At 59.0% G+C, this 13450-nt stretch carries 15 protein-coding genes, 1 tRNA gene and 1 pseudogene; 10 read left to right on the top strand and 7 right to left on the bottom strand.

The genetic code is table 11. The features are described 5' to 3' along the window. Nucleotides 1-133: 133 nt before the first annotated feature. The 7 genes from M2397_RS18460 (at nucleotide 134) to M2397_RS18430 (ending at nucleotide 7830) form a co-directional block, all read left to right on the top strand. Nucleotides 134-652: a DUF2059 domain-containing protein gene (locus tag M2397_RS18460; RefSeq protein WP_003236690.1), complete on the top strand. Its 519-nt coding sequence runs from the start codon at nucleotides 134-136 to the stop codon at nucleotides 650-652. 6 nt (nucleotides 653-658) lie between these two features. Then, nucleotides 659-955 (top strand): BolA family transcriptional regulator, encoded by a 297-nt coding sequence (locus tag M2397_RS18455; protein WP_131700398.1) that lies wholly within the window; start codon nucleotides 659-661, stop codon nucleotides 953-955. 118 nt (nucleotides 956-1073) lie between these two features. Further along, nucleotides 1074-2015: a rhodanese-related sulfurtransferase gene (locus M2397_RS18450; protein WP_131700399.1), complete on the top strand. Its 942-nt coding sequence runs from the start codon at nucleotides 1074-1076 to the stop codon at nucleotides 2013-2015. Between the two features lie 36 nt (nucleotides 2016-2051). Then, entirely contained in the window at nucleotides 2052-2654 is a 603-nt protein-coding gene (locus M2397_RS18445; RefSeq protein WP_178116745.1) for a DsbA family protein, read from the top strand. Further along, the gene (locus tag M2397_RS18440; protein ID WP_131700401.1) at nucleotides 2647-4449 is read left to right on the top strand and encodes an ABC transporter ATP-binding protein; all 1803 of its coding nucleotides are present in this window, start codon (nucleotides 2647-2649) and stop codon (nucleotides 4447-4449) included. The genes M2397_RS18445 and M2397_RS18440 overlap by 8 nt, the downstream gene beginning before the upstream one ends. 71 nt (nucleotides 4450-4520) lie before the next feature. Next, entirely contained in the window at nucleotides 4521-6980 is a 2460-nt protein-coding gene (locus M2397_RS18435; protein WP_131700402.1) for an EAL domain-containing protein, read from the top strand. A gap of 79 nt (nucleotides 6981-7059) precedes the next feature. Further along, a complete protein-coding gene (locus M2397_RS18430; RefSeq protein WP_205885841.1) occupies nucleotides 7060-7830 on the top strand; it encodes a TenA family transcriptional regulator in 771 nt (256 codons plus the stop codon). Between the two features lie 21 nt (nucleotides 7831-7851). Here the strand turns inward: M2397_RS18430 and M2397_RS18425 are convergent, their stop codons facing one another. Then, the gene (locus tag M2397_RS18425) at nucleotides 7852-8778 is read right to left on the bottom strand and encodes a GGDEF domain-containing protein (protein WP_131700404.1); all 927 of its coding nucleotides are present in this window, start codon (nucleotides 8776-8778) and stop codon (nucleotides 7852-7854) included. Between the two features lie 281 nt (nucleotides 8779-9059). After that, on the bottom strand, nucleotides 9060-10202 hold the full coding sequence (gene lldD, locus M2397_RS18420) for an FMN-dependent L-lactate dehydrogenase LldD (protein ID WP_131699857.1): 1143 nt from the start codon (nucleotides 10200-10202) through the stop codon (nucleotides 9060-9062). A gap of 100 nt (nucleotides 10203-10302) precedes the next feature. Between lldD and M2397_RS18415 the strand changes: the two genes are divergently transcribed. The 3 genes and pseudogenes from M2397_RS18415 to M2397_RS18405 all read left to right on the top strand — a co-directional run. After that, nucleotides 10303-11226, top strand: coding sequence for a LysR family transcriptional regulator (locus M2397_RS18415; protein WP_131699856.1), 924 nt, complete (start codon nucleotides 10303-10305; stop codon nucleotides 11224-11226). A 33-nt stretch (nucleotides 11227-11259) separates the two neighbouring features. After that, nucleotides 11260-11335: transfer RNA gene (locus tag M2397_RS18410), tRNA-Asn, on the top strand. Between the two features lie 123 nt (nucleotides 11336-11458). After that, nucleotides 11459-11629: pseudogene (locus M2397_RS18405) on the top strand (ParA family protein); the annotation flags it as partial. 243 nt (nucleotides 11630-11872) lie between these two features. Here M2397_RS18405 and M2397_RS18400 read toward each other — a convergent pair. From M2397_RS18400 to cydX, 5 genes are all read right to left on the bottom strand, one after another. Beyond that, nucleotides 11873-12253: a rhodanese-like domain-containing protein gene (locus tag M2397_RS18400; protein WP_259244234.1), complete on the bottom strand. Its 381-nt coding sequence runs from the start codon at nucleotides 12251-12253 to the stop codon at nucleotides 11873-11875. Between the two features lie 137 nt (nucleotides 12254-12390). Then, nucleotides 12391-12540 (bottom strand): hypothetical protein, encoded by a 150-nt coding sequence (locus M2397_RS30560; protein ID WP_405046451.1) that lies wholly within the window; start codon nucleotides 12538-12540, stop codon nucleotides 12391-12393. A gap of 42 nt (nucleotides 12541-12582) precedes the next feature. Then, nucleotides 12583-13023, bottom strand: coding sequence for a group II truncated hemoglobin (locus M2397_RS18395; RefSeq protein ID WP_259244207.1), 441 nt, complete (start codon nucleotides 13021-13023; stop codon nucleotides 12583-12585). A gap of 11 nt (nucleotides 13024-13034) precedes the next feature. Further along, the gene (locus tag M2397_RS18390; protein WP_167656416.1) at nucleotides 13035-13322 is read right to left on the bottom strand and encodes a cyd operon YbgE family protein; all 288 of its coding nucleotides are present in this window, start codon (nucleotides 13320-13322) and stop codon (nucleotides 13035-13037) included. Continuing rightward, nucleotides 13319-13441 (bottom strand): cytochrome bd-I oxidase subunit CydX, encoded by a 123-nt coding sequence (cydX, locus tag M2397_RS18385; protein ID WP_081044185.1) that lies wholly within the window; start codon nucleotides 13439-13441, stop codon nucleotides 13319-13321. The genes M2397_RS18390 and cydX overlap by 4 nt, the downstream gene beginning before the upstream one ends. Nucleotides 13442-13450: the final 9 nt, after the last annotated feature.

Genomic DNA, 13450 nt, shown 5'->3' with positions numbered 1-13450 from the left:
CCCTAAAAGACTTTTCATCGGATTCATTCACGGCAATCCGCGCCCCGTAAGGCTCGGGGTTGAGCCGCAGCGTTTTTTAGGCGCAGAATGGGCGCCCTTGGGGTCTTACCTCGCCTGCTAGAAAGGAAACTCGATGACTCGTCTTCGTGCCATCTGTACCGCGGTTGCTCTGGTTTGCGCCAGCGGCCAGGTTTTTGCCGATACCGCCAGCCACAACGCCAGTGCCGAAGCCTTCCTTACCCTGGCCCATGCCGACAAGCTGGGTACCCCGGTGTACATGCAAGTGCAGCAAATGTTCGCCCAGCGTTTCGAACAGACCAAGGCGCCTGCCGCCAAGCAGTCCGTACTGGACAGCTACCAGGCCAAGGCCAACGCCGCCCTGGACCAGGCCATCGGCTGGCCGAAGCTGAAACCGGACATGGTCAAGCTCTACACCACCAACTTCAGTGAATCCGAGCTCAAGGACCTGGTTGCTTTCTACCAGTCGCCACTGGGCAAGAAAGTCCTGGAGAAAATGCCGCAGCTGACCCAGCAATCGGCCCAGATGACCCAGGCCAAGCTGGAAAGTGCTGTGCCGGTGGTGAACAAACTGTTGGAAGACATGACCAACGAGCTGACGCCAAAAGCCGCTGCACCGGCCAAGAAGAAGTAAGCAGGAATGACCATGCAACAGCGTATCGAAACGGCGCTCGCCGCCCTGGACCCGGACCACTTGAGCGTGCTGGATGAAAGCCATATGCACAGCCGTGGGCTGCAGACCCACTTCAAGGCCGTGCTGGTCAGCCAGCAGTTCGAGGGGCTTAACCGCGTCAAGCGCCACCAGAAGGTCTACGCCACCCTGGGTGACCTGATGAGCGAATTTCATGCGCTGGCGCTGCATACCTACACGCCCGATGAATGGGCCAAAATCGACGCAGCCCCGGCCTCGCCGACCTGCGCCGGCGGGCATAGCTGATACGCGGGTGTTTCTAAAACCCTGCATTTGCTAGAATCCGCAACGCGCCGCTTAGCCGGCGCGTTTTTTTTGCATCCGGTTCACCCCTTACGAGGGTAGCCACCTGGAGAGAACACCCATGACTCAACCGATTGTCGTGGCGGCACTGTATAAGTTCGTCACCCTCGAAGATTACGTCGCCCTGCGCGAGCCATTGCTGCAGGCAATGGTCGACAACGGCATCAAAGGCACCTTGCTGATCGCCGAAGAAGGCATCAACGGCACCGTTTCCGGCAGCCGCGAAGGCATTGATGGCCTGATGGCCTGGCTGAAGAATGACCCGCGCATGGACGACATCGACCACAAAGAGTCGTACTGCGATGAGCAGCCGTTCTACCGCACCAAGGTCAAGCTCAAGAAAGAGATCGTGACCCTGGGCGTCGAAGGCGTCGACCCGAACAAGAAAGTCGGCACCTATGTCGACCCGCAGGACTGGAATGCGCTGATCAGCGACCCCGAAGTGCTGTTGATCGACACCCGCAACGACTACGAAGTGTCGATCGGCACCTTTGAAGGCGCAATCGACCCGAAAACCACCAGTTTTCGCGAATTTCCCGACTATATCAAAGCCAACTTCGACCCGGCCAAGCACAAGAAGGTCGCCATGTTCTGCACCGGTGGCATTCGTTGCGAGAAGGCGTCGAGCTACATGCTCAGCGAAGGTTTCGATGAGGTCTACCACCTCAAGGGCGGGATCCTGAAGTACCTCGAAGAGGTGCCGCAGGCAGAAACCAAATGGCAGGGCGACTGCTTTGTGTTCGACAATCGCGTCACTGTGCGCCACGACCTGAGCGAAGGCGACTACGATCAATGTCATGCCTGCCGCACACCGGTGAGCGTCGAAGACCGCGCATCCGAACACTATGTAGCTGGCATCAGCTGCCCCCATTGCTGGGATAAGCTGCCAGAGAAAACCCGCCGCAGCGCGATCGACCGGCAAAAGCAGATTGAGCTGGCCAAGGCCCGCAATATGCCGCACCCGATTGGCTTCAACTATAAGCAAACCCCTTCCGAGGCCTGACCCATGTCCGCGCGCCTGCTCTATGTAATGGATCCGATGTGTTCCTGGTGCTGGGGGTTTGCCCCGGTGGCGCAGGCGCTGGTTGAGCAGGCCCAGGCGGCCGGCGTGGACGTGCACCTGGTGGTGGGCGGCCTTCGCACCGGCAGCGGCGCGGCACTGGAACCGACCACGCGGCGCTATATCCTCGAGCACTGGCAGGCGGTCACCGACGCCACCGGCCAGCCGTTCAAGCGCGACGGCGCGTTGCCCGACGGTTTTGTCTACGACACCGAGCCTGCGTGCCGTGCCATTGTCACCGCGCGCAGCCTGGCGCCGGATTGTGCGTGGAAACTGCTGGGCCTGATCCAGCGCGCGTTTTATGTCGAGGGCCGCGACGTAACCCTCGCCAGCGTGCTGGTGGAGTTGGCGGAGGAGGCGGGCATCCCGCGCATCGAGTTTGCCGGCGAATTCGACCGTGCCGAGCAGCATGCCGCGACGGCCGCTGACTTCACCTGGGTCCAGGACCTGGGTATCGCTGGCTTTCCGACCTTGCTCGCCGAGCGTAACGGCCAGTTGGCGTTGCTGACTAACGGCTACCAGCCGCTGTCCGAGCTGTCACCGTTGTTGGGTCGATGGCTGGAGCGAGCAACCTGTGCATGACCAATCACCACGCACCGACCGACTGACCTGGGCGGAAATTCGCCGCCTGGCCCTGCGTCACAAGAAATCCCTGTGGATCGCCAATGGCGTTGCCGTGCTGGCGACGCTGTGCAGTGTGCCGATCCCCTTGTTGTTGCCGTTGCTGGTGGACGAAGTGCTGCTGGGCCATGGCGATGCCGCGCTCAAGGTGATGAACCACGCATTGCCCCTGGTCTGGCAGAAAGCCGCCGGTTATATCGGCCTGATGCTGCTGATCACCCTGGCCCTGCGGTGTGGCGCGCTGCTGTTTAACGTGGTGCAGGCGCGACTGTTTGCGCGTTTGGCCAAGGACATTGTGTATCGCATCCGCGTGCGTCTGATCGAGCGACTCAAGCGCATCTCCCTCGGCGAATACGAAAGCCTGGGCAGCGGTACGGTCACCACCCACCTGGTCACCGACCTGGACACGCTGGACAAATTCGTCGGCGAAACCCTTAGTCGCTTCCTGGTGGCCATGCTGACCCTGGTGGGCACCTCGGCGATCCTGGTGTGGATGCATTGGCAACTCGCGTTGCTGATCCTGCTGTTCAACCCGTTGGTGATCTACGCCACGGTGCAGTTGGGCAAGCGCGTCAAGCATCTGAAGAAGCTGGAGAACGACAGTACCTCGCGCTTTACCCAGGCCCTGACCGAAACCCTGGATGCCATCCAGGAAGTGCGCGCCGGCAACCGCCAGGGCTTTTTCCTCGGGCGTCTCGGCCAGCGAGCCCAGGAAGTGCGTGATTACGCCATTCATTCGCAATGGAAAACCGACGCTTCCAGTCGCGCCAGCGGGCTGTTGTTCCAGTTTGGTATCGACATCTTCCGTGCGGCGGCGATGCTCACCGTGCTGTTTTCCGACCTGTCCATCGGCCAGATGCTCGCGGTGTTCAGTTACCTGTGGTTCATGATCGGCCCGGTGGAGCAACTGCTGAACCTGCAATACGCCTACTACGCGGCGGGCGGGGCGCTGACACGGATCAACGAGCTGCTGGCGCGCGCCGATGAACCGCAATACGCCGGCGGTGCAGACCCGTTCACCGGGCGCGAAACCGTGGGCATCGAAGTGCGCGGCCTGGACTTCGGCTACGGCGAAGACCTGGTACTCGACCAGTTGAACCTGGTCATCGCGCCCGGTGAGAAGGTGGCGATTGTCGGCGCCAGCGGCGGTGGCAAAAGCACCCTGGTGCAACTGTTGCTCGGGCTCTACACACCGCAGGCGGGCAGTATCCGTTTTGGCGGTGCCACCCAGCAGGAGATTGGCCTGGAGACCATTCGCGAGCACGTCGCGGTGGTGCTGCAACACCCGGCGCTGTTCAACGACACCGTGCGCGCCAACCTGACCATGGGCCGTGAGCGCAGTGACCAGGCTTGCTGGCAGGCGCTGGAAATCGCCCAGCTGGAGGCTACAGTCAAGGCATTGCCCCAGGGCTTGGACAGTGTGGTGGGGCGTTCCGGCGTGCGCTTTTCCGGCGGCCAGCGTCAGCGCCTGGCGATTGCACGCATGGTCCTGGCCGAACCCAAGGTGGTGATACTCGACGAGGCCACGTCCGCTCTGGACGCCGCCACCGAATACAACCTGCACCAGGCGCTGGCACGGTTCCTCAGTGGGCGTACTACACTGATCATCGCCCACCGTCTGTCGGCGGTAAAACAAGCTGATCGAGTGTTAGTGTTTGACGGCGGTCATATTGCCGAGGATGGCGATCATCAGCAATTGATCGCCGATGGCGGTCTCTACGCCAAACTCTATGGGCACTTGCAGCAAGTACGTTGATTTAGCCTAGGCTGTGCTATCGGAAGTGGGTGTTTGCGTGCGTATTCAGCAGTGCATGTGCAAGGGACTTCATGAAGCAAAAGCGGACTTTCGGAACGCCTCGGTTACTGGGCATTGTCTGGCCCTTTATTGCCGTCGTGCTGTTCCAGGCATTGTTGGGTTGCGTCAGCCTCTACGTGCTTTCAGCGGTGCGTGGCTATGTGGCCGGCGAGAGCCTGTGGTCCAAGGGCCAGAAAGACGCCATCTATTACCTGACGCTGTACGCCGATAATCGCGACGCAGGCACATACCTCAAATACCAGCAGGCCATTGCCGTGCCCCAGGGCGGCCATGAACTGCGCATCGCCCTGGACAGTCCCAGCCCTGACCTGGCTGCCGCGCGCCTGGGTATCCTCAAGGGCGGCAACCACCCGGACGATGTTTCCAGCGTGATCTGGCTGTACCTGAATTTTCGGCATTTCAGCTACCTGGAAAAAGCCATTGAACTGTGGACCGTGGGCGATGGCTACCTGGTTCAGTTGGACGACCTGGCTCGCGAGATGCACCAAGCGATCAATGCCGACCATGTCAATCCCAACGATGTTCGGCAGTGGAAAGCCCGTATCACTGCCATCAACGAGGGTGTGACCCCAGCCGCCAAAGCCTTCAGCGACGCCTTGGGTGAAGGCTCGCGCATGATCCTGCGGTTGCTGCTGATCACCAACCTGGCGACGGCCCTGGGCCTGATTGTGCTGGCGCTGTTGCGTACCCATAAGCTGCTGACCCAGCGTCATGCGTTCGCCAATGCGTTGCAGGCCGAGAAGGAGCGCGCACAGATCACCCTGGAGTCGATTGGCGATGGGGTGATCACCACCGATGTCGACGGGACCATTACCTATATGAACCCGGCAGCCGAGGCCATGACCCACTGGAATTCGGCCCAGGCCCAAGGCCTGCCCCTGGCGGCACTGTTCAACCTGCTGGATGACGATGCACAGCCGGATGGCTTCACCCTGATCGAACACATCGTCAAGGGCCGGTTCAGGGGCGGCAGCGAGCATTCGAAAACCATCCAGCGCCTGGACGGCAGCACGGTCTCCGTCACCCTGGTGGGGGCGCCGATCCTCAGCGGCGGCAAGGTCAGCGGTGCAGTGCTGGTACTGCATGACATGACCCAGGAGCGTCAGTACATCGCCAACCTGTCGTGGCAGGCCACGCACGACGCTTTGACCGGCCTGGCCAACCGTCGCGAGTTCGAGTACCGCCTGGAACAGGTGCTGCACAGGGCAGGGCAGCACCAGGGCGGGCGACATGCATTGATGTTTCTCGACCTCGACCAGTTCAAGCTGGTCAACGACACCTGCGGCCATGCGGCGGGCGACGAGTTGCTACGGCATATCTGCGCGCTGCTGCAATCGGACCTGCGCGAAGGCGACACCCTGGCGCGCCTGGGGGGCGACGAGTTCGGCATCCTGCTGGAGAACTGTCCGGCGGCGGTGGCGGAAAAAGTCGCCGAGAGCCTGCGCCATACCGTTCAAAACCTGCATTTCGTGTGGAAGGGGCGGCCGTTCATGACCACCGTGAGTATCGGCCTAGTGCACATATCGAGCACGCCGACCACCCTGGAAACCTCCCTGCGTGCCGCCGATATGGCGTGCTACATGGCCAAGGAAAAAGGCCGCAATCGCGTGCAGGTGTACCACGCCGATGACTCCGAACTGTCCCTGCGCTTTGGCGAGATGGCCTGGGTGCAACGCCTGCACATGGCATTGGAGGAGAACCGGTTTTGCCTGTATGCCCAGGAAATTGCGCCCCTGGGGTTGACCGACGGCGGCAATGGGCACATTGAAATCCTGCTGCGCCTGCACGACGAGGCGGGTCGGATCATTCTGCCCGACAGCTTCATCCCGGCTGCCGAGCGTTATGGTTTGATGACCTCCCTGGACCGTTGGGTGGTGGAGAACGTATTCAAGATCATTGCCCGCTGCATGCACGAGCACCCGGGCCGGCCTATGGCGATGTGTGCGATCAATCTGTCAGGCATTACGATTGGCGACGATGATTTTCTCGGCTTTTTACGTGAGAAATTCGAGGCTTACAGCATTCCGCCAGAAATGATTTGTTTTGAAATAACTGAAACAAGCGCTATTGCGAATCTGGGCAGTGCCATTCGCTTTATTAATGAACTCAAAGCCTTAGGTTGCTTCTTTTCCCTCGATGACTTCTGCGCCGGAATGTCCTCATTCGCGTATCTGAAACATTTACCTGTAGACTTCCTGAAGATCGATGGAAGTTTCGTAAAGGATATGCTGGACGACCCGATTAACCGCGCGATGGTCGAAGTGATCAACCACATCGGCCACGTCATGGGGAAGCGCACAATTGCCGAATTTGTTGAAACACTGCAGATCGAGCAGGCTTTGCTCGACATCGGTGTGGATTACGCTCAGGGCTACCTGATTGAACGACCGCAATTGTTTACCTTTGATAGCTTGCGTCGACCTGTGCGACCGCAGCCTCTGTTATTCAGGGCGCCCGGCACATTCCGCTGAAACATTTGCCGGTCTGTAAATCACACTTAAAAAGGAGCCTTAAATAGTGATCGACACATTCAGCAGAACCGGTCCGCTTATGGAAGCCTCAAGTTACCCCGCCTGGGCTCAGCAATTGATCCAGGACTGCAGCGAGAGCAAGCGCCGGGTTGTCGAACACGAACTGTACCAACGCATGCGTGACAACACGCTCAGCGCCAAAACCATGCGTCACTACCTGATCGGTGGCTGGCCCGTGGTGGAACAGTTTGCCTTGTACATGGCACAGAACCTCACCAAGACCAAGTTTGCCCGCCATCCAGGGGAAGACATGGCGCGACGTTGGCTGATGCGCAATATCCGTGTGGAGCTGAACCACGCGGACTATTGGGTCCATTGGGCGCGTGCCCACGGCGTCAGCCTCGAAGAGTTGCAGGCCCAGAACGTGCCGCCGGAGCTGCATGCGCTGAGCCATTGGTGTTGGCACACCAGCTCGGCCGATTCGTTGATTGTGGCTGTTGCCGCGACCAACTATGCGATCGAGGGCGCGACGGGAGAGTGGTCGGCAGTGGTGTGCTCCACCGGCGTGTATGCGGCGGCCTTTCCCGAGGAAGACCGCAAGCGTGCGATGAAGTGGCTGAAGATGCACGCCCAGTACGACGACGCCCATCCTTGGGAAGCCCTGGAAATCATCTGCACCCTGGCCGGGATGAACCCGACCAAGGAACTGCAGGCAGAGTTGCGCCAAGCCGTGTGCAAGAGCTACGACTACATGTACCTGTTCCTGGAACGTTGCATGCGCCTGGAGAAAGAAAAACCTGCGAGCGCTGCTGTGCGTGAGCGCCCGTTGCGTGTCGCCAGCGAAGCGTGATGTAACGGGGATGGCGGGGTTTTACCCCGCCATTGCCAGGCGATTACGGCCTTCGCGCTTGGCCACGTACAAGGCGCTGTCGGCGCGGCGCAACAGGCTGTCGGCCGACTCAGCGGCCAGCAGGGTCGAACAACCGAGGCTCACCGTCAATTCGATCCGTGTTCCATCCGCCCAATAATCCTGGGCCTTTGCCGCCTGGCGCAGGCGTTCACCGACCATGGCCGCCGCATCCCGGCCGGTGTTGGACAGCAGGATCAGAAACTCTTCCCCGCCAAACCGAAACACCATGTCCACGTTACGCAACTGGCTCTTGATTGCCCCGGCGACCGTGCGCAATACGTTATCGCCGGCCGCATGGCCGTGGGTATCGTTGATGATCTTGAAGTGGTCGATGTCCAGCATCAGCAAGGACAGCGGGTTCAGGTGCCGACGCGCCATGTCGATTTCCCGTTGCAGGGTCTGGTCCATGGCAATGCGGTTGCCCGTTTCGGTCAACGGGTCGCGCAGGGCGCTGCGGGTGGCGGCGCGGTAGAGCAGGGCGTTGCGCATCGGGTAGAGCAGGGTCGACAGCAGTGATTCGAGCTGGCCGAGTTCCTCTTCCAGCAGGCGCTGGTTGCGGCGAAAGATCAGCTCGCCGAGGTGCTCGCCTTCGTGGCTCAGGCTGTAGCTCACCGAATGGTGGCCGCGGTGGCCGAACTCCAGGCGCAGGTCGCTGGTTTCGTGGCGATATTGCAGGGCATCCAGAGGTACCAGGCGCTGGATCTCACGGAAAAACACCGCGAGGAGGCGCTGCGGTTCCAGGCTGGTCTGCAATTGCATCCCCAGTTGCTGGCGAAGTTGTGCGACGGTTGTCGGGCGGCGAGGTAAGAGTGATGGCTGACCAAAGCCCAGGCGTTGCAATTTGGCACTGTCGAAGTCAACTGCGTTGGTCTGGGTTGGTGTTTTCATAAGCAAACGGCCTCTAAGCACTTAGCTGTCTTACAGGCTGGATGAGAGTGGCGAATGCCAGGCGTCTTACTGTTCCTTCAGTTCCGTAAAACATTGGAAACAGTTTAGACCGCTTTACCAGGGGTTATAACCCCTGGGCACTGCCACACGTCTTGTCATCGCTTGACCTGCTTGGAAGGTGTTAGAGCGAGATTCGTGCCATTTCGTTTAAATAAATAAAAGTCCTTACAAATCAAAGAGCGTTTTTAAAGTAAAAAACGGTCGTTAAGCAATGACGTCAGCTATTTGACTGATTGCACCAGCGTGCTGGAGTCAATCTGGTCAATGGATGTGACGCCGGTTAACGTCATGGCCACGCGCATTTCCTTGGCGAAGATGTCCAGCAGGTTCTCTACCCCGCGCTGACCATCGGCGGCCAGTGCATAGGCGGTGGCGCGTCCGAGCAGGCACGCCTTGGCGCCCAGGGCGAGCATGCGCACCACGTCCAGCCCGGAACGAATGCCGGAGTCCACCAGCACCGTCAGGTCATCGCCCACGACATCGGCAATCGGTGGCAAGGCCTTGGCAGTGGACAGCACACCGTCCAGCTGACGGCCGCCATGGTTGGAGACCACGATGCCATCGGCGCCGAAACTCACCGCGTCCTTGGCGTCCTGGGGGTCGAGGATGCCCTTGATGATCATCGGGCCTTTCCAGAATTCGCGGATCCACTCCAGGTCTTTCCAACTGATGGAGGGGTCGAAGTTATTGGCCAGCCAGCCGATGTAATCTTCCAGGTGGGTGGGTTTGCCGAGGTACTTGGAGATATTGCCCAGGTCATGGGGGCGGCCCATGAGCCCTACGTCGAATGCCCATTGTGGCTTGGTGACGGCCTGCAACATGCGCCGCTGCGCCGCGAACGGCCCGGACATGCCCGAGTGGGCATCGCGGTAGCGCGCCCCGGGCGTGGGCATGTCCACGGTGAACACCAGGGTGGTGACCCCAGCTGCCTGGGCCCGCTCTAGGGCATTGCGCATAAAGCCCCGGTCCTTGAGCACATACAGCTGGAACCAGATTGACTGCGGGCTCTGCGCCGCCACTTCTTCAATCGAACACACCGACACCGTCGACAGACAGAAGGGGATGCCCTTGTTCGCCGCCGCCTTCGCCGCCTGTACTTCGCCGCGCCGCGCATACATGCCGGTCAGGCCGACAGGGCTGAGGATGACCGGCATGTCCAGGGCCTGGCCGAACAGCCTGGTCTTGAGGCTGAGGTTATCTACATTGCGCAGCACGCGTTGGCGCAGGCTGATCTCGGCCAGGTCCGAACTGTTCGCGCGCATCGTGTGCTCGGCGTAGGCACCGCCGTCGATGTAGTCGAACAGGAAGCGCGGCAGCTTGCGTTTGGCCGCTGCGCGGTAGTCGGAGGCGGACGAGATAATCATTAAGCGTGTCTCCACAAGGCTGGGCGGGTCAGGATAGGCAAATATCTGTCATGATAAAAACAACTTTTATCGCTAGTAGTCAGTCGCTGAAGGAATACCCATGAACTTGAGAACGTTGCGCACGTTCGTCGAAGTGGTACGCCAGGGCGGATTCTCCCAGGCCGCCGAGGTAGTGGCCTTGACCCAATCCACGGTGAGCAAGGCGGTCAAGACTCTGGAAGAGGAACTCGGCATGCCGCTGCTCGACCGCCTGGGCCATCGCAACGAACTCACCGCCGCCGGTGAGATCGCCTACCGCCGCGCCCTGGTGCTGCTCGCCGAACACCATGACCTGGTCGCGGAGATCAACGACCTGCGCGGCCTCAAGCGCGGTGTGTTGCGCATAGGCCTGCCACCGGTGGGGTGTGGGGTGCTGTTCGCTACGATGTTTGCCACCTATCGCAGTCGTTACCCGGACATCGACATCGAACTCACCGAATACGGCAGCAAAAGACTGCGCGAGTGCCTGGAGGTGGGGGAGGTCGACCTAGCTGCATTGCTGCTGCCGGTCGATGCAGGCTTCGATTATCAGCCCGTGCGCAACGAACCGCTGATGGCCGTACTGCCCAGGAGCCACCCCTTGGCCCAACGTCAACGCATTGACTTCGCCGACCTGGCGGATTCGCCGTTCATCCTGTTCGAAGCCGGCTTCGCCCTGAACGCCAAGATCCTGGCCGCCTGCGAGCGCAAAGGCGTGATACCCCGCGTGGCGGCGCGCAGCGGACAGATCGACTTCATCGTCGACCTGGTCGCGGCCGGCCTCGGCGTCGCTTTCCTGCCGCGCATGTTGGCGCACAAGCACCAACACGCGGGCATCGCCCTGATCCCTCTCGACGAACCCCACACCGACTGGCACATCGCCCTGGCCTGGCGCGCCAGCGCCCACTTGCCACCCGCCGTGCGCGCCTGGCTGGAACTGGCCAAGGAGCAGCAGCTTTCAACCGGTCATCCGGATTCATCGTCCAGGATCTCAGGGAAGGCTTGACTTCTCCTTTTTAATCAGTAACATACGGCGCATTCCGCGATAGCTCAGTTGGTAGAGCAAATGACTGTTAATCATTGGGTCCCTGGTTCGAGTCCAGGTCGTGGAGCCAGATAGGGAAAAGCCTGCAGCGATGCAGGCTTTTTTTTTGCCTTGGATTTTTCCGGGGGGATCAAAGCGCACAGCGTGACCTGCATGAAAGCATCTCAAATCCTACGATTCCGAGGTCAATATCATGAAAGTCACTGCGGTCGTTTCAACCAAAGGCGGGCCGGGTAAAACCACGGTTGGCGTTAATCTAGGCGCGTTCTGCGCCGATGCAGGGATCCGTACCCTGCTCATTGATCTGGATAATCAGCCGTCGCTTTCGTCGTTTTATGCGCTATCGCATGAGGCGCCCGGTGGAACCTGAATCGCCCCGGATTCCCTAGACACCTTGCAAGCTGATTTGTCAGAAATTGTGAAAAATACTGATCATGACGCACGTGGCATCACGTAGATGCGCGGGTACAAATTCAGCCTCTGTACTTATTAAAATACAGATAAAGCCTGGCTCTATATTCGAGAGATACACTACTTATCTAGACCAGACTTATCACGCTACCCCCTCTTGCCCTCAATAGCACCAAATCTATTTGGAACTATAGGATTAATCAAAGGTGGGCAGATACGGACCTACAATCGGCTTTCCTGCACTAACCCAGGCATCAAATCCGCCGCTGATCGACCTCACATGCAGGTAGCCCATATTTTTCATTGATGCGGCCGCCAGTGCGGCACGGCCACTTGTCTTGCAATAGAGCACAACTTTAAGTTCTCGATAATTTAGCGCGCTGTCGTTAGTAAGTTTAAATTCCAGCATGCCTCGCGACGCATGTATCGCACCTGAAATATGTCCAGCAGCATACTCATCCGCTTCACGCACATCGATAAGTACATCTGCATCCTGGATAGCCTGGTCTGCGTCTTTGATGGCGACCTCTTCGATCAGTGCTTTCGCCTCAGTTACTAGGTCATGGGCATTCTTTATCATGATATTTTAAAGATCCAATTAAGAGAGGTGATTATTCTGCTGGGTGAGACAGCATTGGAAAACCATCTGGGCATAGATACGCGCCAGATGATTACTCCGTTTATTTCAAGAAAACCCCGAAGAAGTTACAGCGACTAGGTCGAGTAGTACCAATCGCTCGTATCGTAACCTTCGGCGGCACGATTTTCGGCGGCCTCGGCAGTCTTCGGTGGCGGTACGATGACCGGTAAGCCAGGGCACCAGGTTTCGGGCGTAGCAATACTATTCTCATCCGATGTTTGCATGGCCGTTAACAACCGTACGGACACTGAAAATAAGCGCGACGCTCAGACGCGTGTCGCAATACCTGCACTTTGCCCATCAGTATTAATCATATGGTCGGCCATCTCGGAAAACATACGTTGCAGCTTGCTATTTAGCGCTATGTCATTCACCTGCTCATCAATTGCCTGACGCATGCACAGCATCCATTCGTCGCGTTCAACAGTACCGACTGCAAAGGGGGCATGCCGCATGCGCAGACGCGGGTGGCCTCGCTCCAGTTGGAACAATGGTGGGCCGCCAAACCAGCCACTGAGGAACTTAAATAAACTGTCAGCACTGTCGGCGAGACTCGATGGATGCATCAGGCGCACCACTCGCGCTTCAGATAGCGTATCCATCAGGTTGTAAAAGCGGTTGACGAGTTTACGGACGCCTGATTCACCCCCTAACTGGAGATAAATACTAGCGCTGTCTTTATATTGGACACTCAAGAGTTCAGTCATGTCGTCGGTCCTCATTGTAGAAACTTTACCCAGCCAGCAAGCGCAAGTGCCGCAAAGCAGGTCCAGCCTGAAAAAAGCCAACGCCAGACGAGCATCCGCGGGACAAAACCCACACCTCTCACGAAGGCCACACTCATGGCCGCAAACAACGCAGTAGCCAGCACATGGTCAGCTTTCCCATCGGGGGCCGCCATCATGGGGGGATAGAGCGTACAGGCGAGCATGATCGCAACAGCGATAACCAGACTCAGCACATTGATCCGTGAGGAGGGTGGAGCGTTAGCGACACGCGGCATCATGTCCGCGTCTCCTCATTGTCGCTCAAGGCTCGGCCACCTTCGTTCTCGCCCCACATCGCATTCAATATAGCCAGTAGCAATGCAAAACCGACTCCCAGCATCCAGGCGAAATACCACATAGTCTTTAC

Source organism: Pseudomonas sp. BIGb0381, from assembly GCF_024809815.1.
Lineage (GTDB): Bacteria > Pseudomonadota > Gammaproteobacteria > Pseudomonadales > Pseudomonadaceae > Aquipseudomonas.
Note: the sequence above shows the minus strand (reverse complement) of the source record. Positions and strands in the feature narration are given on the sequence as shown.